The organism is Pontibacter sp. 13R65, assembly GCF_047525655.1.
Lineage (GTDB): Bacteria > Bacteroidota > Bacteroidia > Cytophagales > Hymenobacteraceae > Pontibacter.
The window spans coordinates 513131-536235 of record NZ_JBLIQL010000001.1; the positions used below are offsets into that span (position 1 = coordinate 513131).

The 23105-nt window shown below is 45.7% G+C and carries 20 protein-coding genes and 1 pseudogene; 15 read left to right on the forward strand and 6 right to left on the reverse strand.

All coding sequences use genetic code 11. The features are described 5' to 3' along the window. Positions 1-174: 174 nt before the first annotated feature. The gene (locus ACMA1I_RS02300; RefSeq protein ID WP_337066620.1) at positions 175-1530 is read left to right on the forward strand and encodes an IS110 family transposase; all 1356 of its coding nucleotides are present in this window, start codon (positions 175-177) and stop codon (positions 1528-1530) included. A gap of 26 nt (positions 1531-1556) precedes the next feature. Beyond that, a complete protein-coding gene (locus ACMA1I_RS02305; protein WP_337066622.1) occupies positions 1557-1940 on the forward strand; it encodes an Imm63 family immunity protein in 384 nt (127 codons plus the stop codon). Between the two features lie 246 nt (positions 1941-2186). On the opposite strand, the gene ACMA1I_RS02310 is transcribed toward ACMA1I_RS02305, so the two are convergent. After that, positions 2187-2708 carry a DDE-type integrase/transposase/recombinase gene (locus ACMA1I_RS02310; protein ID WP_337066623.1) on the reverse strand — a complete coding sequence of 174 codons (522 nt, stop codon included), beginning with the start codon at positions 2706-2708 and terminating at the stop codon, positions 2187-2189. A 112-nt stretch (positions 2709-2820) separates the two neighbouring features. Here ACMA1I_RS02310 and ACMA1I_RS02315 point away from each other — a divergent pair, with 112 nt between their 5' ends. The 10 genes and pseudogenes from ACMA1I_RS02315 to ACMA1I_RS02360 all read left to right on the forward strand — a co-directional run bounded on the left by ACMA1I_RS02315 (position 2821) and on the right by ACMA1I_RS02360 (position 10899). Further along, a complete protein-coding gene (locus ACMA1I_RS02315; RefSeq protein WP_337066624.1) occupies positions 2821-3120 on the forward strand; it encodes an alpha/beta hydrolase in 300 nt (99 codons plus the stop codon). 222 nt (positions 3121-3342) lie between these two features. After that, positions 3343-4488, forward strand: a complete 1146-nt coding sequence (locus ACMA1I_RS02320; RefSeq protein ID WP_337066626.1) for an alpha/beta hydrolase-fold protein — start codon at positions 3343-3345, stop codon at positions 4486-4488. 240 nt (positions 4489-4728) lie between these two features. After that, positions 4729-5121 (forward strand): annotated as a pseudogene (locus ACMA1I_RS02325) (DUF3703 domain-containing protein). 495 nt (positions 5122-5616) lie between these two features. Continuing rightward, entirely contained in the window at positions 5617-6243 is a 627-nt protein-coding gene (locus tag ACMA1I_RS02330) for a CPBP family intramembrane glutamic endopeptidase (protein WP_337066627.1), read from the forward strand. 133 nt (positions 6244-6376) lie between these two features. Continuing rightward, a complete protein-coding gene (locus tag ACMA1I_RS02335) occupies positions 6377-7861 on the forward strand; it encodes an ArnT family glycosyltransferase (protein WP_337066628.1) in 1485 nt (494 codons plus the stop codon). A gap of 267 nt (positions 7862-8128) precedes the next feature. Continuing rightward, a complete protein-coding gene (locus ACMA1I_RS02340; RefSeq protein WP_337066629.1) occupies positions 8129-8374 on the forward strand; it encodes a hypothetical protein in 246 nt (81 codons plus the stop codon). A gap of 354 nt (positions 8375-8728) precedes the next feature. Further along, complete coding sequence (locus tag ACMA1I_RS02345) at positions 8729-9241, forward strand: GNAT family protein (protein WP_337066630.1); 513 nt, start codon at positions 8729-8731, stop codon at positions 9239-9241. Positions 9242-9420: 179 nt separating this feature from the next. Then, positions 9421-9684: a DUF6597 domain-containing transcriptional factor gene (locus ACMA1I_RS02350; RefSeq protein WP_337066631.1), complete on the forward strand. Its 264-nt coding sequence runs from the start codon at positions 9421-9423 to the stop codon at positions 9682-9684. A gap of 81 nt (positions 9685-9765) precedes the next feature. After that, on the forward strand, positions 9766-10194 hold the full coding sequence (locus ACMA1I_RS02355; protein WP_337066632.1) for a helix-turn-helix domain-containing protein: 429 nt from the start codon (positions 9766-9768) through the stop codon (positions 10192-10194). A gap of 78 nt (positions 10195-10272) precedes the next feature. Next, a complete protein-coding gene (locus ACMA1I_RS02360; RefSeq protein WP_337066633.1) occupies positions 10273-10899 on the forward strand; it encodes an SDR family oxidoreductase in 627 nt (208 codons plus the stop codon). Between the two features lie 73 nt (positions 10900-10972). On the opposite strand, the gene ACMA1I_RS02365 is transcribed toward ACMA1I_RS02360, so the two are convergent. The 3 genes from ACMA1I_RS02365 to ACMA1I_RS02375 all read right to left on the reverse strand — a co-directional run bounded on the left by ACMA1I_RS02365 (position 10973) and on the right by ACMA1I_RS02375 (position 13428). Continuing rightward, on the reverse strand, positions 10973-11461 hold the full coding sequence (locus tag ACMA1I_RS02365) for an NUDIX hydrolase (protein ID WP_337066634.1): 489 nt from the start codon (positions 11459-11461) through the stop codon (positions 10973-10975). A 246-nt stretch (positions 11462-11707) separates the two neighbouring features. After that, the gene (locus tag ACMA1I_RS02370) at positions 11708-12430 is read right to left on the reverse strand and encodes a class I SAM-dependent methyltransferase (protein ID WP_337066635.1); all 723 of its coding nucleotides are present in this window, start codon (positions 12428-12430) and stop codon (positions 11708-11710) included. A 233-nt stretch (positions 12431-12663) separates the two neighbouring features. Continuing rightward, positions 12664-13428 (reverse strand): hypothetical protein, encoded by a 765-nt coding sequence (locus ACMA1I_RS02375; protein WP_337066636.1) that lies wholly within the window; start codon positions 13426-13428, stop codon positions 12664-12666. A 162-nt stretch (positions 13429-13590) separates the two neighbouring features. On the opposite strand from ACMA1I_RS02375, the gene ACMA1I_RS02380 reads away from it, so the two are divergent. Both ACMA1I_RS02380 and ACMA1I_RS02385 read left to right on the forward strand, forming a co-directional pair. Next, positions 13591-17544, forward strand: coding sequence for an AAA domain-containing protein (locus ACMA1I_RS02380; protein WP_337066637.1), 3954 nt, complete (start codon positions 13591-13593; stop codon positions 17542-17544). A 279-nt stretch (positions 17545-17823) separates the two neighbouring features. Beyond that, complete coding sequence (locus ACMA1I_RS02385) at positions 17824-18705, forward strand: hypothetical protein (protein ID WP_337066638.1); 882 nt, start codon at positions 17824-17826, stop codon at positions 18703-18705. A gap of 238 nt (positions 18706-18943) precedes the next feature. Here the strand turns inward: ACMA1I_RS02385 and ACMA1I_RS02390 are convergent, their stop codons facing one another. Further along, positions 18944-21082 carry a hypothetical protein gene (locus tag ACMA1I_RS02390; protein WP_337066639.1) on the reverse strand — a complete coding sequence of 713 codons (2139 nt, stop codon included), beginning with the start codon at positions 21080-21082 and terminating at the stop codon, positions 18944-18946. A gap of 452 nt (positions 21083-21534) precedes the next feature. Between ACMA1I_RS02390 and ACMA1I_RS02395 the strand changes: the two genes are divergently transcribed. After that, a complete protein-coding gene (locus tag ACMA1I_RS02395; RefSeq protein ID WP_147923731.1) occupies positions 21535-21726 on the forward strand; it encodes a cold-shock protein in 192 nt (63 codons plus the stop codon). Positions 21727-21808: 82 nt separating this feature from the next. On the opposite strand, the gene ACMA1I_RS02400 is transcribed toward ACMA1I_RS02395, so the two are convergent. Continuing rightward, positions 21809-22903, reverse strand: a complete 1095-nt coding sequence (locus ACMA1I_RS02400; RefSeq protein ID WP_337066640.1) for an endonuclease/exonuclease/phosphatase family protein — start codon at positions 22901-22903, stop codon at positions 21809-21811. Positions 22904-23105 lie beyond the last annotated feature (202 nt).

The window sequence follows — 23105 nt, forward strand, 5'->3', positions numbered from 1 at the left end:
TGACGCTCTAAAGCTCGTGGTGCATTCTGGTTGGAATGTAGAGAGCCCTTCTCCAGCAGGAGGGCTTTGAGGTGACTTCAGTGGTGGCTCTACGGAGACCCCGATCTGGATACTTTCAAGACCTAAAGTACATTCCCCTGGGATCATTTTTCTTTCACTTCATTCCTCACAGCTATGAAAAAAAGAAGCACGCCTATGGAGATTGTCAACCAACATGCTGCCGGTATTGATGTGGGCAGCCGCTCGCACTTTGTGGCCGTGGGCCAGGAGCCAAGTGATGTGCGGGAGTTTGGCGTTTATGAATCTGACCTGCGGGAACTGACCAGGTGGTTGCACTCGCAAAAAATAACCACCGTGGCCATGGAGAGCACGGGCACCTACTGGCAGAACCTGTTCACGGCCCTGCAGCAGGCAGGCCTGGAGGTGCTGCTCTGCAGCGGCAAGTTCACCAAGAACATCAAGGGCCGCAAAACAGACGTGCAGGACTGCCAGTGGATCCAGCGGCTGCACTCTTTGGGGCTGCTCTCAGGCAGCTTTTTGCCTAACCAGGCCACCGAGGAGCTCAGAACCTACTGTCGCCACCGCGCCTCGCTGCTGGAGACGGCCGCTGTCACCACGCAGAAGATGCAGAAGTACCTGCGCCTTTTGAACCTGCGGCTCGACGTGGTGGTGCGGGACGTGACGGGGCAGACAGGCATGGCCACTATCGAGGCCGTCTGCCGGGGGGAGACGGATCCCGACAAGCTGGCCTGCTTCCGCCACGGGAACTGCCGCAAGTCAAAAGAAGAGATTGCCCAGGCTTTGCACGGCAATGGTCGCCGGGACCTGCTCTTCGCTCTGTCCCAGGAGCTAGACATGTATAAGGTGCTGCAGGAAAAAATAGTTAGCTGTGACCAGGCCATTGAGCAACTGCTTAAGGTGCAGATAGACTCTGTTGAGGGAAAGCGGGAGCTGAAGACAGATCCCAAGCCCTACAAGCGGGTCAACAAGAACGCCCCGCAGCAGATGGACCTCAACCAGCTGGCCTTCCAGTACTATGCCGGGGTGGACCTGCTCCGAATAGAGGGGGTGAGCCACGCGACGGTGATGGCGCTCATGAGTGAGGTGGGCGCTGAGGGAATAAGAAAGTTTCCCACGGCCAAGCAGTTCACCAACTGGCTCAAGCTCTGCCCCAACACCAAGGTGAGCGGCGGGCGGGTGCTCAGCTCTCATATTCCTAAGGGCAGCAACCGGTTGAAGATCGCCCTGCGGAACGCGGCCAATGTGATCGGCAACCTAAAGGAGACGCACCTGTCGGACTTCTTCAGACGGGTGTCCTTCCGGAAGGGCAGGCAGGCGGCCGTGAGCGCCACGGCCCGCAAGCTGGCCGTCATCATCTGGCACATGCTCACTTACCGCGTGCCCTACAACCCGCCCACCCAGTACCTGTTTCTCGATGAGAAAAGAAAGCTTAAGCTCGTGCAGCGGATAAAGAAAAACATCGCTAAATTAGACCTCAAACCTGAAGTATTGGGCTTCGCAACTGCCTGAAAAATAAACGTTAGTCAGGATTTGAAATGAATAAACTCAAAGAAATAGTTGAATCCCTTGCAAGGAAAATCAATGCTCCTGACTATGTTTTGCCGACATACAGCAAATCAGAGGACTTTGCCCGACCACACATAGAGAAGCACGGAAGTGAATATCATTGGGTAGTAGTTGAAAGGGGGCAAGAATTTGAAAGAAGAAAAACTGCAAATTTGAAAGAACTTCTTTTTTGGATATTTGACTCTGTAACTTTTGTAATGGCGACAAAGAAAGAAGTCGAAAATAGAATAGATAATGAGGATTTCAGAATTCAGTTATTTAAAATTCAGGAAGAATTAATAAGAGAAATCGATTCTGACTACGAAAAAAGATTAGAAGAGAAGCACTCCAAGCTTCTAAGAATGAATAATTAAAACAGCACGCCAACAAAGTTTAGCAGTACGGCTTGCTGACGCTGCACCATTCTGCTACACGAGCACGTGAGCGGTCAGACTAGAAAGCCCTAATTGAATATTTTGATACAGATAAAATTGTGTAAGCTCCCCCATATATTGAGCCATTCTAAAGTTGCTTTTTCAATTTACAATTTCTTCCAATAAATAAGCAAGAGCTCTGAAGTTGAGGGCCTGATGTGGCCGGTGGCAGTTGTAATCCAGCCTTCATTCCTCTGCTTTTTCTCTCACCTCAGTTAAAGTTCTGAACACGTAGGCCTTGAGCAGCTCTCTTCTGATACTGCCGTTGCAGCGTTCCACATAAGCGTTCTGCATCGGTTTTCCGGGCTGAATGAAGACCAGGCAAACCTTGTTTTCCCTGCACCAGCACTCCAACTTGTTTGGGATGAACTCCGGCCCGTTGTTGATACGTATTATTTCCGGTAGCCCCCTGAACTCCTTCAGATACTCCAGCACTCGAATCAGGCGCAGAGCAGGAATAGACAAGTCAGCATCTATAGTGAGGATTTCCCTGTTGTAGGCATCAACAATGATCAAGAGGCGGAGTCTCCTGCCGTCCCAGAAACTATCTGACATGAAGTCAATTGACCACTCCTGACTGATCCTCTCTGGCTGGAACAGCGCCTGTTTTACCTGGGCCGGAAGCCTTTTCCTGTGCCTTCTCCTGCTATTGAGCCTGAGCTGACTGTAGACCCTGTACACCCGCTTATGGTTCCAGCCATGGCCCATCTTGCGCAGCCTGTAGAAGCACTGCCAGGAACCATTGGAAAGTGGCAGAACTTCAGGTAAGCCTACATATGTCTAACCCCCAAATCGAATAAATGATCCGATCGATCCCATATTGGCTAGGGCAGGAGCACTTAGCGCCAAGAAAATTTGTGCCGACAATGCTGGTCTGGAAAACCCAATGATTTCACCGATAAATGGACGCTTTGATGGAATTCCAAGCACAGTACCATTTATTGCCGAAAATGACATAACTTACCCCGACCAGTTATTGCTCATTCAAAAATTAAGGGAGGCGAAAGTTGACGTTCGTACATTTATCGGTTGCAACATGCCTCATATTTGGCCATTTCTTCCGGTAATGAAAGAAGCAAAAGTAGCTTTGAGAGAAATAAAATACCAACTAAAAAACTAACCACATTGTATTCCTGTGAACGCCTACCTTGCAAATCGTGCTTGAAGAGCAGCAGGTTTCTATGCGCTGTGATGAGCGTTAGCAAATGTAAAAAATGAACAGGTTGATAGTAGCAACAAGCATTCGGAATTAACACATATAAATAAACGCCCCAGTATGAAGTACTTTTTCAACCTTCTCATTTTATTTTTTACAGTTTTGGGTGCGACGGCGCAATCGCATATGAAGTTCAACTTAGGTTTTGCAGACAGCGTCAAGTCCACTGTACTGAATGAGCAACGGCATTTGCTGGTATACACGCCCTATGCGGGCAAACAGATAAGAGCTACCTCCACCCAGACCTACCCTGTTCTGTATGTGTTAGACGGGGAAAGCAATTTCCGCTCTGTTGCAGTAACCGTTGAGCGTTTGGCACAACTGGGCCTTTGTCCGCCTATGATAGTGGTGGGCATAGCTAATACCAATAGAAGCCGGGATCTGACGCCAACGGCTGTGGCAAATAATACAAGCGGTGTGCATAATTCTGGAGGCGGCGAGAAATTTCTTTCTTTTATAGCAAAAGAGTTAATTCCGCACATAGACTCAAATTACCCAACTGCACCTTATAAACTCTTATGGGGACATTCTCTGGGCGGATTAATGGTAATGCAGACAATGGTTCATCATAAGGACATGTTCAACGGCTACATTGCCATAGATGCAGCTATCTGGTGGGACAAGCATCGGGTTCTGGATGAAAGCAAGGCAGCGCTTGGGAAGGATGGATACGAGGGCAAAACGCTGTTCCTTGCCATGGCGAATCGTATGGAGAAGGGGGTAGACACCACGACGGTGCAATCGGATACCACCGAGCAGACTGAACTTATCCGGTATAACCTTGACCTGGTCCGCCATATTCGCAGACACCCAGGGAATAAACTAAGGTTCAGGCACGCGTATTACGAGAATGAATCCCACAACACAGTCCCGTTCATTGCCTCCTATGATGCGATCCGCTTCCTCTTTGATTACTATGCTTTCCCAACAGGGGAGTTCCAGATTAACCACCCCAATCTGCCATCGCTGATCACGGAACATTACCGGAGGGTATCCAAAGAAATAGGTTACCAGATACTCCCCGGTGCCACCTTGGTCAACAACCTGGGATACTATGCTTTGGGCCAGAAGAAATATGATGTTGCGCGGCAACTGTTTAGCATGAACGTACTCAATTATCCTAAGGATGCGAACCTCCAGGACTCTTTTGGGGATTATTACAAGGCTATAGGAGATAAAAAGAACGCTGTTGCCTACTATAAAAAAGCACTGTCTATCACAGAGATACCAGAAACCAGAGCTAAGCTGAACGAATTAACAAAGAAGAAATAATTTTATACGCTCTTTCAATAACGCTTAAAATTTGAATGCCTCAAAAAATAATAAGCAACTAGAAGAACGGTTAATTGATACTACTTATGCCAATGTTTCAATGTGTAATTCTTATAGCTTAAATAAAACGTTTGTTTGCTAACGGCCTCCGCCGCAGTTTACACGAGGCTGTTGTGCAATATTTGTATAAAGCTGAAGCATTGAAGATTAATAATACATAAAAATTAAAATATTAAGGGAATAAGACTTTACACCTCAACACCTAAAGGATTAAAGCCATACTACGAAACTGAAGTTGCTAATTACCGAAAGGAGTACATTAACGGAAACTTAAAAAGTGCCTGGAATCACTTGGAACGAGCCCATATACTTGGGTAGAAGTATCCTAATTCCCATAGTTATGTTCATTGGAAGATGCTTCAACTCGGATTTAAAACAAAAAGTGCAAAAGAAATAATCGGACAAATACTAAAATTAATTTTTGGCGGAGTAAAATCATTTATTGGAATAATTCCTGTTGGAAATCCAGGAGGGGCTAATGTCCAACCATTGAAACCATTTCCAATAGAAAAGGATGTACAAGAAATTTTTATCAAGACAGGCGTAACAATAGAGATAGCTCATGGCATGTAAAACAATAATTTTAGGATTTTCGCCCGTTAGTCAAGTCCTTCTCAGGTTGAAAGGAAAGTACTTCAGGAATTGTCACAAGCCAGATGCTAGCCCGTTACTAAAGATTACTTCTATAGTAAGTGTGAGATTGTAGGTGGCCAGATCATATTTCTTGATAAGCGGTAAAGCAAGACTATTTTCCAGATACGATAACCATAGTTGTTGATAAAATACTATCAGGGTTAGATAATGGCAAGCCAGTAGCAGACTTTGTGTCATTCTTTGATATTAAGAAGAATGAAATATAAACGAATTACAACACAGCAGATATGTAAAGATTTGGCTTGGCCTCGCATACATTATGTACTAACACGATGGTGGTAATAATTTAAAAGAATGGTTGATACTAAGCTCAGATTTACCTGGAATAGGTTAATACAATTCAATTGGGTATTCGGATTGATATTGTTATTAGCCATTTGTGTGCCTAGGTTTTGGTTGGTACTGAATGCGAATATGACTGGAAACTATGGTAACATAAGTGCTGTTATGGCCATTTCTGCCCTAATTCCTTTCATTTTTTTGTCCAAAGAGGGAAGAAAACAAATAGGGGTGACTAAGCCGAAGAATTATGCTTGGATTTTGTATTCGTTCCTGGCAGGCATTACAATCAGCACGATAATTTTTGTGTTGGGATATCTGTTATACACAAATACGCTGAATAATTGGTACGTGTATATCGGAAGGTCCTATAATATAGCTACTGACTTAACTGCTCAGGACAAGCTAATTTATTTTATAGTTTTTGCTGTTACCGGGATGTGCGTTAGCCCAATTGGGGAGGAGTTGTTTTTTAGAGGAATTGTGCATTCAAGTTTCAGCACAAGTTTAGGAGAAAAGAAAGCCACTATAATAGATAGCCTCTCATTTGCCTTAACACATCTAGCTCATTTTGGCATTGTCTACATTTCTGGCAGCTGGAAATTCCTCTTTATTCCATCCATACTGTGGGTGTTAGGAATGTTCATAACAAGCTTAGTTTTTATTCAGTGTAAAAAAGAGACAGGCTCTATAATAGGAGCTATTGCTGGTCATGCAGGTTTTAATCTGTCTATGATATATTTCATCTTTTATCAGCTATAAAAAATACAGCTACCAAAATTGTGTAACCGTTATCCTTCGGCCTTGGACGTAGTTTATATTAACTGTTGGTAGTATTTATAAAGCTCAGCACCTGATGGCACGAGAAGCACTATTTTTAGCAGGATTTATCATTATGAAATTTCTGTTGCAGTATATCCTGGTCAGCCCTGAATATGATCTGCAACGCGATGAATACCTCCACCTTGACCAGGCAAACTATCTGGCGTGGGGTTATTTATCCATCCCTCCCATGACTGCCTGGATAGCCTTCCTCATCAAGCTACTGGGCAACGGCGTGTTTTGGGTTAAGTTTTTTCCTGCCCTGTTTGGTGCCTTAACTATTCTCATCGTTTGGAAAGCGATAAAAGAGCTTAACGGCAATTTAGTTGCGCTGATTTTAGGGGCAACCGGCGTTTTGTTTTCCGCTCTGCTAAGGCTCAATACACTCTATCAACCTAACTCATTGGACGTGCTCTGCTGGACGACGCTTTACTTTGTTGCTATTAAGTATATAAATACAAATAAGCCAAAGTGGCTATATATTGGGGCGATTGTATTTGCCATTGGTTTTCTGAACAAGTACAACATCTTCTTCCTACTGCTAGGCCTTTTCCCGGCAATCGTAGTGACCGAACAACGTGAGGTGCTGGGCAAGAAGCACCTCTACCTGGCCATGCTATTGGGACTGTTGCTTATCCTGCCAAACCTCTTATGGCAATACCTTAATGGGTTTCCGGTTATGCATCATCTGAAGGAACTGGCTGAAACACAGTTAGTAAATGTGGATACGTGGTTTTTTTTGAAATCGCAGCTGCTTTTCTATGTAGGCTCTTTGTACGTTATCGTGGCAGCCCTGTATGCCTTATTGTTTTACAAGCCTTTCAGTGAGTATAAAGCCTTTTTCTGGGCTATTGTTTTTACACTCGCAATTTTTATCTATTTCAGAGCCAAGGATTATTACGCCATCGGACTGTATCCCATTTACATCGCTTTCGGTTCAGTTTTTCTTGCCGACATATTGAAAACGGGCTGGAAAAGATATTTGCAGCCCGTTGCCATTGCCACTCCAGTCCTGTTCTTTATTCCGATGTACAATTTTGCGTTTCCCAATAAAAGCCCGGAGTACATCCTGCAGCATCAAAAGCAGTACAAGGATCTGGGAATGCTTCGGTGGGAGGACGGTAAAGACCATGCACTGCCCCAGGACTTTGCCGACATGCTCGGGTGGAAAGAGCTGGCTCACAAAGTGGATAAGATTTATTCAGGTCTTCCTGAACCAGGTAAAACACTGGTGCTCTGCGACAATTACGGGCAGGCCGGAGCCATCAATTACTACACCAACAAGAATATCAGGGCTGTCTCTTTCAATGCTGACTATGTCAACTGGTTTGACCTCGACCAGCCTTATGAACATCTGATAAGAGTTAAAAGCTATACAGGCAGGGACAGCGAATTAGAAGAAACCAGTCCGTATTTCCATACTTCACTCGTGTCGGACTCCATAGAAAACTCATTTTCGAGGGAATACCGAACCACCATTTACACTTTCATAGGGGCTAAAGTAAACATCAACAAAAGAATACAAGCAGAAATTGATGAAACAAAAAACTACCGCTGACCGCCTGTAGAAGAAGAGAAATTAAAGATCGGTGCCTTCTAGGCATTTATGTATAACCGGAGATAAAGGGCTTTTGATCTGCAGATACCCATAGAATCATCTAATATTTAAAAATATACTACAAAATATTTAATGTTTATGATGCCGTATTAAGTATAAATAATTTAATCACTACTACCAACCACACCTAAACTTTAGCTGTGCCACAGTTTAGCCCAACAGTTATGTGGTATGTTAAAAGTTTCAATCCAATCAAGTTGACAATCTATGACTCCAACTGAAGCAAAAAGAATAGGAAGCCGACAAGGATTGATTGCGGTTGGGCTGGGAGTTGCAATTGCTCAGCTCATTATGACTTTGATGATTTCTGCCGATAAAGGTATTGTTAAAGCATACTCTTGGTTTACGGATACTAATTACTGGGTGAACATTTTGATAGGAGTATTCATCATGTTCGCCTGTGGCCATTTATATGGACAACTTGCAGGGAAGTTAATTCTAATAAAGAAATGAAATTACATTCTGACAGATACTTTTGTTGGGCCTGCAGTCATACTAACCACCACATTCTTTGCAAGTTGGACAGGGTTTATTCGGAAGGTATTGATAACATTGGAACACAAGGCAACCCATTCTTCGATTATATATTTAAGCCGATGTATTCGGTGTTAATATTCGGGCTACTTCCAGTATTGTTGGTCGGAATTTGGTTTGGAAGACAGATAAAAAATAGAGAAAATAAAAACACGGCACCCAACAACGTGTAACCGTCAGCTACTGCCGACGGCCCAGCCATCATTTACACAAGTCCATGAGGGTTCAGGATAAAAAAGAACACAGCGAAAAAAGTCAAATAACAACGTAATAATGAGCCAAATCAAAACTCCCCCTTATGATAAATTTCCGTTTGTTTCCAGTGACAAAATATCGTTACGACAGATTCTGGATTCAGATATTAGCGATCTTATAGAAATTTCATTTTATGACTCTGTTCAAGCCACAACGTTGGAAGAAGCATTAGAAATGAACTCGAGAATCAATAGGGACTATGAAGACGGCAATTCAATTCATTGGGGTATTGTAGAAAATATAACCAACAAGATGGTTGGAACCTGCGGATACTATCGTGGTTTTGACAAAGGAAAAGGCGAACTTGGTTGTGTTTTATTGCCTCAATTCCGTGGACAGGGGTTGATGACTTCTGCTATGTTATTAGCAATTGAATTTGGAATAAGGAATATTGGGTTAAATCGAATCTGGGCGCTAACAAGTCAGGGTAACGAGAAGGCAATAAAACTTCTTGAAAGACTCGATTTTAAAAAAAATGAAGTTCTGGATAAGAATGAAGTGGAATTTGAATTAATAACACAATCAAGGTAATATGAAATGTAAGCCCGAACCGCTAACAGCCGTTTCTCAAAAGCGAGAGCGTCCATTTATGACAGTGAAGTGCTAAATTCAGGCTCTGTATAGCTAATTGAGTTCTGTGCTGAAAGCCCCGCCTTTGCAAAGCGGTAAAATGCTAGCGGAAATTTTAAAACCTTTGTGTTTAATGTAAAATGAATTTTCAAAACATCATTCCCGACACATCGATTTCACTGTTTGTGAAGAATATATGGGTGTTTGAAAATGAAGATAGAAACATAAAAACCAATTTACCATTCTTTGCAGATGGCTACCCCGGATTGATGTTTCAGAAAACTGATAACGGATTAGCCGTAAATCCACACAACAAGAGAATGCCAGAGATTTTTCTTTATGGGCAAACTCTTAAACCTATTGAACTGGAGATATCTGGAGCCTATATCATTATCATTTTTTAGCTTTATCCTTTCGTTATAAGAACTTTTTTCAATGTAATTCCACAAAGCATCAACGATAGCTGTTATTATTTAGATGATGCTATGGGAGTCAACATTGCCGATCTTACCAATAAGTTATTATCCAGCAAAACCACGGAACAAAAAATTGAGATTATTTCTAAGCTACTTCTATTGTATTTTGAAAAGAAAAAGCAAAACCTTGACTTTGAAATACGTCAAGCCTTAGAGAGTATTATTCAAGCAAGAGGGCAGGAGAGCATGCGTTTGGTTGCCGAAAAGTTAAACCTTAACATCCGTACTTTTGAACGTAGGTTTCTTCATGAAACAGGACTTTCTCCTAAACAATTTGCCAAAATCATTCAATTTCAGGCCTCGCTGGAACAACTTACAATAAAGGATTATACCAAGCTTACCGATATCGTTTATCAAAACGGCTTCTCTGACCAATCCCATTTTATAAGAGTATTCAAAGCCTTTACGGGCAAAACACCAAAAATATTTAAGAAATAAAAAGACTGTCGCTTTTATTCTATTTCATCAGGTTTGCCTTTTGCAATTTTGTATCATAAACTTTAAAAATAGAATAAAATGAAAGCAATAATTTTTGGTGCCACAGGCACTGTTGGTATTGAAATCGTAAAGCAAGCATTAGTAAAAGGTTATGAAGTAACAGCCTTTGTCCGCGATCCCGAAAAAATAAGAAATCTCCAACACGCCCATCTTTCTATTCGCAAAGGTGATGTAATGAACCTAAGCGAGGTAGAAAATGCTGTACAAAATCATGATGTAGTCTTGTGTGCACTAGGTGATGGAAAAGTAGGCAAAGTACGAGCATTGGGAACACGAAACATAATTGATGCAATGAATAAAGCAGGTCTTAAAAGGTTAATTTGCCAATCAACGCTTGGTATGGGCGAAAGCTATGGAAACCTGAACTTCATCTGGAAGCATATTATGTTTGGGATGTTGCTAAAAAAAGCATTTCAAGACCACCAGTTGCAGGAACAATACATACTGCGCAGTAACCTGGATTATACAATCGTTAGACCAAGTGCATTAACAGACGGTGTAATTACAAACGGGTATAAAATTGGCTTTGATGGAGATTTCAAAAAGCTCAACCTCAAAATAGCACGGGCTGATGTTGCGGAATTCATGTTACGGCAACTACAAACAAATGAATTTCAAAAGAAAGCAGTTAGTATATCTAATTAAACATCAAAGAAGTAAGGTCTCAAGCAGCATAATTATCATAACAGCATTAATGGCAATTCTTTCCTTACCTATTTTATTGCTGCTTCAGCAAAATGGCAGCTTTTTGCAGCACGTCGCGTTCGCTCCTAAAGGCCAGCATCGTTTTAGCCTGATCTAGCGGTACCCACCGCGCCTCATTTACCTCCCAGTCATGGTCTTCTGTTTTACCTGAAAGGTACTGTAGCAGAAAGAAGTGCACAAATTTATGAAAGCGGACCTTCTTCCCGCCCTTGCTGCCTACGTACCAGTACTCGATCGTATGAATTTTTTGAATCAGTTTGGTGGCAATACCAGCCTCTTCCTGCACTTCGCGTACAGCGGTTGCTTCGGGTGTTTCGCGTGAGTCAACCAGACCTTTGGGGAGTTGCCAACGTTTTCCCGAGCCAACAGAGATAAGGGCGACCTCTGTGCCCGCGTTAGTTGTACGGTAGGCTACACCGCCAGCCGATACCTGTTCGTGCGTTGGCAGCTTCGGACCAGCAGGGAATAAATTTAGCTGTTGGGTAGGCACCTTCTTTGCCATATTGTTTCCAAATAAATAAGCTTCTTTAGAAGAGAATAAGTGTCTTTCTGGTACGAAGGAAACAGCCTGAAGGTAGCAGCCAGAGGATTAATTAAGAATTGCTTAAATTATGAGATAAGGTAAGCTTCTGCAGAATCAGCAACTGCAGAAGCTATTAAAAGATTATTTCAGTTGAACTAAACTGCCTGTTGTTGCTGCACCTATGTTTGCTGAACTATTTTGAACAAATGACAAACAACTAACAACTTACTTCACACCTCCAAAAGCAGCAAAGCAAAGATTCTTATGGAGCACCTCTGTTCTGGTAAAGCCAACCTGCTTCATCAGTTCCAGCTGGTAACTAACTGGCCGCGGCGAGTCTTCCTTTTCAATATAAGCCAATACATGCTCCCGGTAAGCAGCTCCACCTACTGTTTCCAGGTAGTCGCCATACTTGCTCCAGAACATGCCATCCACTTCCTCCACCTCATGGCTTACCAGATCCGAAATCCAGAAGCTGCCGCCAGGTTTCAGGGCTTTATATAGCTTAGTAAATACCATTTCCCAATCGACATCGTCGCGGAGGTGGTGCAGTGCCGCTCCGGCTAGAATAATGTCATAGTGTTCTGCTGCTAAATTGAGGTCACGCATATCTGCCTGAATAATCCTGACTTCTCCTGTAGTTTCCGTAGCCACACGTTCCTGTGCTTTCTGCAGCATCGGCAGGCTAAGGTCTACCAACGTGCAGCTCAGGTTTGGGATTTTGCTTAGTATTTTGAGGGTATAGTTGCCGGCACCGCAGCCCAGGTCGAGCATAGCAGTGGCTTTGGGGTTTACACTTTGCGCAGCCGATGTAATCAGCTCCAGCGTCAGCGGCGCATCCAGCGTAGACTGTTGGCCCGTGTCGAGGTTAGCGAAACGTTCCACATCATGATCGAACCGTTTCCTTATTTCTTCTACAGTCGATTTGTTTGCATAACCTGTTGCCATTGCTTTTGGTTTTAGTTGGTTAAATTACAGGTACAAGTATAGGTGCTGCTGCGAAAGGTGCTAAATCATTTTTGAGAATATTTACAAAAGCTAAAGGAGTGGGAATTGTGTTTAAATTATAACCTAAAGGTGGTTTAAATAAAACTTCAGGCTGTTAAGCTGCCATATGGCAGGGCTTAGGCATTAGTGAGTAAGCCTAAAAGTCTAGAAATATATAATTCATTGTGCTATCCTTACCAATTGTTATCTATCTTCTGTTTAATGAGAGGTACTTCTGCTTTTTCAAGCAGGTGTTTTACAATGGCCTCGTACGTTGTGTCGGCAGCTGTATTTAAAGATGTGTGTGTATGCCAGGTTTTCCCATTGCTAAAAACAATGGCATAATGAGGACGTTCAACTTCCTCATTTTTTGAGTTTAATATTTTGTTGTAGTGCGTAATCGACTGAATGTCCTGTACCTGATATTGGTCTGGCTGAAGCTGAAAGAAGTCATTTAGTATAATGCTGTTCTCTTTTACTTCAACATACCAGTTCAAGCCCAAGAATGAAAAGCATATACCAGCTGCTGTACACAAAGCACATAAAGGCCGCAAAATGGCAAAGCCATCATAACCATGTTTTCTATTAGTATACTCAAGGTAAGCTTCATATTCATCCTGTAACAGGATGCGATATAGTAAATTCATTGGTGGTATTATCAAGCCACAGCCAAAGCACAAGCCAATCACTAACCAGAAATCATTTGATGGGTAAATTCCAAAATCGACTATTCTATCCTTCGTAAAGAAATGCTGTATATCATTTCCTAGTAAATAGACAAAGTAGCAGATCCAGCTTACAAATAGGAAGAGGGGGATAAGTGAGAAAACTTCAAGAATATTGTACTTGTACCTATTTACAAGAATAAGTTTATCATAATTTGTTATGGGCTTGGCCTTGTGAGGTGCAATTAGTTGTATTATAAAAAATACAACTGCCGAAAGTAATGTAGTAAGCATGATGTGCTGTGAAGTACGTTTCTTGATCCTGACAAATGCAAGGATATATTGAATTTATAAGTTTTGAGTTATAATTCCTTCTTCCAACTCAATCATTTTCCTGCTATCTTGCTTACACCCTCTCCTGCTGCTAGTATGTAATGCAGAGCGGTAATTTATAGCATGCAACATATCCTTAAAAACTATCGTCGCCGCCTCTTAAACCTGAGCTCCAGCAACCGGGCACTGGTGTTGTTGCGCCTATCCAAAGAACAGCACCTCGATGTGCAGGAATTGGATTTTCTGAATAGCCAACCTGCCTTCCATATTATTCAAAGTTTGCTGAGTGGCAAAAAGAAAATGACGCTCTGCCCTTATGCCGACAGCCGCTACGCCCCTGTGGCACCGGTTAGCAGGAGGCTGCGCAACATCAGGCGTAAAGCAGAGATGATTTTTGAGGAGCGCGGCAGCAAAGAGTTGTATGTCGGCTGGCCCTTCGTGCACGGTCAGTTCCCTGATGGCACCGTGGTGCGATGTCCGTTGCTGTTCTTCCCGGTGCGGCTGCAGGTAAATGCAGCGCAGGATTGGGAACTGCAACCTGACGAAACACAGCAGGCGCAACTGAACCAGAGCTTTCTGCTAGCTTACGCGCACTACATGGGCACCCCGCTGGTAGAACCGCTCACCGAGCTCGACCTGGATACCTTGCCACAGGAGCCACTGGCCTTCCGTACGGCTATCTACGAGCTGCTGAAAGAGCACCAACTAAAAGTATATACCGGCCGCGAGTTCTTCACCGATAAACTTATTCCTTTCAGAGACTTCAAAAAAGCAGATTTTGAGGAAACACTGAAGCCGGGGCAACTGTACTTGGAGCAGGAGGCGGTGCTGGGTGTTTTCCCGCAGGCAGCCTCCTTTCTGCTGGCCGATTACGATGCCATGCTGGAGCAGGAGCAATGGCAGGAGATGGAAGATTTATTTGTGGCCTCAGAGGATGTCAGAAGCACCAGCACACAGGCGCAGCATACGTTTACCATGTTCGAGATGGATGCCTCGCAAGAGGCGGCCCTGCAGCGCGTAAAAAGTGGCGACTCGGTGGTGGTGCAGGGGCCGCCGGGAACAGGTAAATCGCAACTTATCTGCAACCTGGTGTCGGATTTTACGGCGCGGGGCAAAAAGGTGCTGGTGGTGAGCCAGAAGCGGGCGGCGCTCGATGTGGTGCACCAGCGGCTAAGTACTGGTGGTATGGGGCATTTTGCCGCCCTCGTACACGACATCAACACCGACAGGCGCAGCATTTACAACCAGCTGGCGCAGCAGACAGAGCAGCTGGAGGAATATAAAAAACAAAACCTTGCCCTCAACAGCATCTACACCGACCGCGCTTTTCTGGAAGTGGGCCGGAGTATAAATCAAAGCATGCAAAAGCTGGAGGCATTTAAAGAGGCGCTGTTCGATGTGAGTCGCTGTGGCTGGTCGGCCAAAGAACTGTATTTGAAAAGCAGCCTCAGCAAGCCGCACCTCTCGCTGGGGGCCCATTTTAAAAGCTTTACAGCTGCCACCATGCCCGATTTTCTTCCTCGCCTGAAGCAGTACCTGCAGCAGGCGCAGGTGTTCGAGCAGCCAGATTTTGTGCTGAAGGAGCGGCACAGCATGCAAGGCTGGGGATGGCCGCAGCGGCAGGAGCTGGAGCAACACATCTCATCCTTTACAGAAAATTACCGGCAACTACAGCAGGAGATTGGCCAAAGCAGCGGCTATGCCTTTTCTTTACACGACCTCCCTAAGCTTAACCAGGCGCTCCCAACTATTACGGCGCTCCGCGAGCTGCTGAAAGAGCCTGATGCCATTTTGCCGCTGTTGCACCCGCTGCTTACCGCTAAGCTGAACACAAAAGAACTGAAGCGCCAGGCGCAGCAGCTCTACGAAATGTATCAGGTATGTCCGGCACCCGATGCCACCATTCCTGCCGATCAGTTGGAGACGGTGCAGGCAGCGATAAAGACATATGAGGCGCAACAGGGGCAGCTGCTGAAAAGCATCGGTTGGGTCTTTTCCCCAGATAAAAAAACACTGAAGCAGGCGCTGGCGCGGTATAACTGGGAGCTGAACGAGGCGCATATAGCTCAATTGCAGGAGCGCCTGACCCAACGACAAAAGGCTGAACACCTGATGCATCAGCTCAATAACCAGGTGCCGGTTTTGCTTAAAATAGAGGAACATCCTACGCCAGTGCTGCGGAAACTAGAGGCACTGGAACAGGCATTAGATGTATATAACTTACTGCAGGAGTTGCAGGAAGAAGTGGTGCTGCACCAGCGTATTTGGCAGGAGGTAAGCCTGTCGGAGCACCTGGAGGTGCTGGCGCAGCTCATCAACAAAGTGAACAAAAGCTACAAAACCTGGCTGAAATGGCTGCCGGAGCCGCAGGTGCAAAAGCTGGCGGCGCAGGAGGCTTATGCCGGGCAGTTATTGCAGGCACTACAGCAGCATTTCGAGCAGCTGGTGTCTTACGATACCTTGTGGGCTGGGTTTTCGGAAGAGGAGCAGGCGGTGATAAAGCTGCTGGTGGCGCACAAGGTGCCTGCTGGCGCAGCAGGAGAAGAGCTCTTTCTGAATAGCCTCTACCTGGCCTGGCTGCACGAACTGGAGCAACAGCAGCCGGAGTTGCGAATGCCTTCTAATGGGGAGCTACAGTGGCTGGAAGAGGAACTCCAACGCCAGCTAGCCGAGAAAGCCCGCCTCACGCAGGAAATCGTGCTGTCGAAGCTGCGGGAACAGACCTACCAACACATGGAGTATAACCGCCTCGGCAATGCCGTAACTTACCGTCGGCTGCAGGCGCAGGTAAACAAAAAACGGAGCCTGTACCCGATCCGGAAGCTGTTTGAGCAGTTTGGGGAGGAGATGCTGAATTTAATGCCTTGCTGGCTGGCCTCGCCCGAAACGGTGTCTGCTGTGTTGCCGCTGCAGCCGCTCTTCGATTTGGTTATTTTTGATGAAGCGTCGCAGTGCTTTGCCGAAACAGGTATCCCGGCTATCAGAAGGGGGCTGCAGGTGGTGGTTGCTGGCGATGAGCAGCAGCTAAAACCATCGGATCTGTACCGTGCCCGCTGGAACCCCGAAGAGGAGGAAGCTGAAGAACTGACTGCCGAATCGCTGCTGCAGCTTTGCGGCCTGTACCTGCCCCAGACTATGCTCACCCAGCACTACCGCAGCCGCTACCCCGAACTGATTGAGTTTTCGAACCGTCATTTTTACAAGCAGAAACTGGAACTGGTGCCGCACTTTGCCGACATGGTAGCCGCACCGCCGGCAGTCGAGTTCCGGCATGTGCCGGGCGTGTGGCAAGACAACGCTAACCTGCCCGAGGCGGAGGAGGTCGTGCGCCTGGTGCTGGACTACCTGCAGATGGGACAGCAGGAGGTAGGCGTTATCACGTTTAACTACGCGCAGCAGATGCTGGTGCAGGATCTGTTAGAAGATACGGCTTATCAGAAGGGGCTGGTGGTACCTCCATCAGTCCTGGTAAAGAACATCGAAAATATTCAGGGCGATGAAAAGGATGTAATTATTTTGTCGGTGGGATACGCCCCGGATGCGCAGGGTAAGGTGGCGATGCAGTTTGGCAGCCTGAACCAGGCCGGTGGCGAAAACCGATTAAATGTGGCGGTAACAAGGGCGCGGCAGAAAATCGTGCTGCTCAGCAGCCTTCTGCCCGAGCAACTGCAGGTGGAGCAAACACTGCACCCGGGGCCGAAGCTGCTGAAAGCGTACCTAATTTATGCCCGGCAGGTGAGCCAGGGGCAGTTCCGATATGAGCCTAAGCAAGCTTTTGTACCGTATCATACGGTCTTGCTCAAAAATATTTTGCAGCAAGCGGTAGGGGTGGAGCAGCAGGGCAAAACAATCCAAAGCAACTTTCCTTTCGCAGACCTTACAGTATTGCAGCAGTCGCAGCTAAAAGGCCTCATCCTCACCGATGATGACCTGTACTACGGCCAACTTTCGGTGCGGCAGAGCCATGCCGATGTGCCCCGGCTGCTGCAGGCACGCGCCTGGCCTTACCAAAAGGTGTATAGCCGGGAGTATTGGGCAGCTCCGCAGGCGGTGGTAGAACGGCTGGGGGAGTGGTAGCTGCCATTGTGTTTTTGGAAATACTGCTGCCTTTCATGCAAAGTACTCCGGAAGGCTATTTTCATTACAATAATTTTAATCTGACCTGTTGGTTCTAAAGGCTCGGTTTCGGTTATAGAAAGCAATTATTCAAATGAAAAAGGCCTTCCAGAGCATTTGTAGTTCGACTGAGCACTAGGGCGATTCTAGCTATTTCAGCCTGCATGGGGCTAATACACCGCAGGAATCTTTATATTTGGGGATAGCAGCGAAAGAGCTACCAGATCTTAGTTAGTCCTCATGAAAGAAGTCATTATTGTAAAGCTCTTTGCGATTTACGTATATGTGCAGAGTCTTTTTTGTGGCTGCGTGCCCGATAAAGTAAATAATGATTTTGTGCGGCTTCGGAAGGATTATAAAGTAAAAGTGCAACGGGTTGGCCGGCTCGACAAAAGTATTTCGGAGAGTTCCGGATTTGCCCGCGCCTCCGACTCCACTTTTTGGACCCACTCCGATGCCGGCGGACCTGGTGAACTCTACCGGTTTAACCTGACTGGCGAGCTGTTACAAACTATACAACTGCCGCTCCGCAACCAGGACTGGGAGGAGCTGGCGCAGGATAAAGAGGGCAATCTGTTTATAGGCGACTTCGGCAATAACAACAACACCAGGCGAAACCTGCGCATATACCGGGTGCAGCCAGAAGCAGAGCAGCAGCCAGATACCATTCAAATTAGTTTTGCAGATCAGTTAGAATTTCCGCCCCCGCGAGGGCAGCGCCACTTCGACATGGAAGCCTTTTTTTATCACAACGATTCGCTGCATCTCTTTTCTAAAAGCTGGCCTGTGAGTTCTAAAAAGCAAACCAGGTTATATCAAATGCCAGCTCAAAGCGGCACTTATAGCCTGCAGCCACAGCAGGCATTACGGTTACATTCTTCTATAACGGCAGCAGATATAGAGGAAGAAACGCAGGAAAGTTTTGCTTTGTTTGGCTACGGTCGCCTGTACCTGTTTCGGTTAGAAAGCGGAGGCAAAATATCTTTGGATGGTCAGCGATATTGTCTTCCGCTCGGCCGCACTGGCCAGGCTGAAGCTTTGCTATACTTGTCGCGGGAGCAGGTGCTGGTAGGCAATGAAAAAGGAAAATTATGGGTTGTTTCCTTCAAGAAGAGAGAATAGCAGAAACTTTGGCTATGAGTTTATTTGTATTTCTGGGTTAGAACCTGGAAAGGGTCTGTACCCGTGTATTTCTCTAGATGCTAGTTTATATTTATAAGCTTTCAATTATTCTAATGAAAATGGCCTTCCAGAGTCTTAAACGCATGTTTAAGCCTTGGGAGCCAAGTTGAGGCAATTAAAAAGCCTCCTCCTGTAGCAGGAGGAGGCTTTTTAAATATATGACTAACAACAGTGCTTGTTAGTCCATGTCAGGGTTTCTGTAGCGATCGCTGCGTCTGCTCAGGAAATTGCCAGAGTCGTTGCTGTTGCGGGTACGATCTTGATTACCTTGGCTACCCTGGCCGCCCTGCTGGCTGCCTCGATAGTTCTCACGCGACGAGGATCCCTGGTTGTCGCTATAATAGGAAGTGCGGCTGTCCATTGAGCCATAACGGCTTTGGTCGCCACCGCGGCCACCTTGGTTGTAGCCCCCTTCGCTATAGTCGCTCTGTCCATAGTTGTTTCTGGAACCGCCGTAGCCTGAGCCAGAACCAGACGATCCTGATCCGGAACCATAGCCGGAAGAGCCATAGCCTGATGAACCTGATCCGGAGCCGTAACCAGAAGTTGAACCGTAGCCGGAGCCTGAGCTACCGTAGCCTGAGCCGCCGCTCATGCCACCATGGTTTCTGCCTTCGTTAGAGCCTGAGAATCTGGAACCAGAACCGTAGTCTGGCTGGCCGTAGTCGCTGCCTTGCGAGCCATAGCGCGAAGAACGGTACTCATCGTTATAAGAGCCGCCTCTTGAGCCTTGGCCACCCTGGCTACCATAGCCACCCTGCATGTTGCGCTGAGAGTTATAACCTCTTGATGATCCAAAATCGTCATCGTCATATTCTCTCATGCCTCTGGAAGAAGAGTTTCTGCTATAATCGCCTAAAGAGTCGAAATTGCTGTTGTTGTTGCCATAGCCTCTCTGGCCCGAGCCACCATAGTTAGAGTGGCCGTAGCTGGAGCCACCGCCACCATAGCTACCACCTTCGCCATAGCGGCTACCCTGGCTGTAATCGCCGGTTGCGCCTGCGCTAAAGTTACCGGAAGATCCGTATCGGCTGCCGGAAGAGGAGCCATATTCATCTTGTTGCTGACCACGTCGGGAGCCGTAGTTGCCTTGGTCATAGCTATCGTTGCTGTGCGACCTGCCGGCATAACCGCCGCCACTCATGCCGCCGCTGTTAAAGCCTTGACCGCTTCGGCCGCTGTCGTAGCTACCGTAACCGCCTTGGCCTGAGCTGCCTTGTGTACCGAAAGCACCGGAAGCTCCGCCATAGATGTTGCCACCCTGGCGGTCGCCTTCTCTGTCCTGGTCGCCACCTTGCATGCCTCCTCTGGATGCACCGAAATCCTGATCTTGGTAGCGTACGCGGTTGCCTTCCATGCCGCCCTGGTTGCCATAATTAAAGCCGCCTTCAGACCCATAATCTTCTTGTGAGCTGCCGCTGTTGTAGCCACCCCTCGAAGAGGAGCCAAAGTTATCGTTGCTGCTGTTTCTGAAATTACTGCCTGAGCCGTATCCACCGCCATAAGAGCTTCTGTTCTCTTCGGAACGATAATTGCCCTGGCTGCCATAGTTGCCTTGGTCTCCACTGCTACTGTAGCCACTGCTGTTGCCGTAGCCACGTTGCATGCCACCACCTTGCGATGAGGAACCATAGTCGCCCTGATAGCCGTAGCCACTCTGGCCGCCATAGTTGCTGTTTTGCGAACCATAGCCATAGCCTCCCTGACTACCATAGCCGCTTCTGCCGCCCTGGTTGCTGCTGCTGTTGTAGTCCTGGTCCGAATCTCTGTTCTGCGAGCCTCTGCCTTCCTGGCCGTATTGCTGAGAGCCACTGTTTTGCCCACTGCTACTCATTGAGCCATAGCTGGTTCGGGATTGATCGTCGCTGCTGTTTTCGCTGTCGTTGTTTATATTAGATGAAGACGATGAACCGCCCGACGATTTAGAAGAAGACGCACCAGATGAGGTAGCTTTGCCGCTTTTATTGTCGGATGTTTTAGCATCTTTAGATGAGCCTGATTTTGCTTTAGTCGAGGATGATTTAGAACCTGACGAATTAGAGCCCGATGCATTTGAACCAGATGCATTAGAGCTTGGTGAAGAAGATTTGCTGCTTCCGCTTTTATTTGCAGACGACGATCCGGAAGATGTGCCTGAAAGTGAAGAAGTGCTTTGGTCTGATAAGCCGGAGCCGGTAGTGGATGAAGGGTTTCCTCCTCCCATGCTACTGCCTGATATATTTAAGTCTGTTTTTGAAGAAGAAGTCCCCTGATTGGAATCGCTTCCCGATTCAGTGGATGAAGGGTTTTGATTCTGGTTTTTTTCGTTGTCTTTCATAGTGCTGATCTCCTCAGTTTTTGGTTTGTAAGAATTGTGTTTGTTTATAGTAGGTGTTTTTCCAAATGTGATATTGGGTTTACTTCTTAATCAGTGTAGAACAATCCTTAAAAGGGGCTTATTGTTATTTTTTAAGGATAACAGACCACTATTGCTATACGAACTACAAATTAGAGGGTTTTTAATCTGCAGGTGCGCCTTGGTTATAGGATCCGAAAATTGAGGAATGGATGGGGACTGTAAGTTATTAAAACACCCAATATTTGTTGATGGAACAAATGTTAGCTATTTTTTTTGTTTAAATACCTTTGTAAGGGGTTGATTTACTTGTAGATGTGAAAAAATGAGGAATGTACGAAATAGCAATATAGGTCTAATTTATTTTATTTCATATACTAAGAAATTCGAAAGTTATTTTTACCTTTGATTCATTATTTAATTAATTTATTATCATGAAAACAGGTAAAGTTAAATTTTACAACGTGTCTAAAGGATTTGGATTCATCGTATCAGACGAAAACAACCAAGACATCTTCGTTCACCAAACAGGTTTGATCCACGAAATCCGTGAGAATGACCGTGTTTCTTTTGAGTTGAAAGAAGGCAAAAAAGGACTGAATGCAATTAACGTAGAGAAAATCTAATTTCTCCAGTTAAAGATATATACTGCCCTTTCTGGGCAACATTCACCTATTTTAACCCGCTCTATGTATAGAGCGGGTTTTTTTATGTCTTATCCGGATCGCTTTTCTCCTGGTTTAGTTCTTCGCCTTTTTCCAGCCCTTCCTTAATCAGTTCGCTTGCTTCCTCATGTTCTTCCGGAGCAGCCACAGGGTGTTCCTGCTCTGCCTCTTCCTGTGGCTCATAGTTGAGGGTAATCAAAATTGGGAAATGGTCAGAGCCGAATTTACTCAGCCTCTTTAGATCTATCAACCGGAAGGTGGGGTCGTAAAAAATATGGTCGAGCGGGTAGCGGAATAAGGGAATAAAGGCGTTGTAGGTATTATAAAATCCACGTCCTACCCGAGGGTCAAGCATGCCACTTATGTTCTTGAAGAGCTTAGTGGTGCCAGACCAGGCAACATCGTTTAGGTCGCCGGCAACTATAGAGGGGTAGGAGGTCGCTTTAGCTTGCTTTGCCACAATAAGTAGTTCAGCCTCTCTGGTTTCGGTGTTTTTCATCAGGCGCGGGGGCTGTGGGTGCACCGTAAAAAAGTCGAACTTAGGACCGCCCGGCAGTTCCACCACTGTATAAAAAGAAGGAATACTGTCTTCTACTAAGTACCTGACTTCACTGTCGTGCAGTTTAAGTTTACTGTAGAGCATCATGCCATAGGTATTCTCGAGCGGTTTTTTTATAGAGTATGCATATTTGGTCTCTAAGTCCTTTTGCATATAGTCGTGCCAAGCAGCATTTGGTTCATTAATTACCACTATATCCGGGTCGTTGGCCAGTACCAGATCCAGAAACTTTTGGTATTTGGTATTGGTCATGCGCACGTTGGCAATCATAATGTTGAAGCTGTGGCGCGGCTGCTTTTCCTCAGACTTAAGAGCTTCTATAGAAGCCAGGGGCGTGAAAGGAAATATATACCTGGCTTCGTTTAAGATGGCTACTCCCCACAGTGCCACCAGGACAATTTCTGGAGTGTTGCTAACGCCATAGCACACCAGAAACAAAACCGTAGTGATGGTTAGAAACAAGGCAACGTGTACTCTCGGGAAATCCAGCACCCTTATCCACCATAAAGGAGAATTTATAAGCGGTAAAAAGGAAAAGAGTGTTAAAATAGATCCTGCAATAAGTAGAGTCTGTTTCATACAAAGGGTGTTTAAAAAATTTAATGCAGCATCATATGCTGACATGCAGGTGCAGTTCTAATTATTCAAATGAAAAAGGCCTTCCGAAGCATTTTTGCCACGGATGGCACTTAGGGTTTTGTTTGGTTTACTGCAACTCGGTTTTTCCAGGCATAGCCACTTCTGCACATAAAAGTGACCAATTTGGTAACTCTCTCCGTCC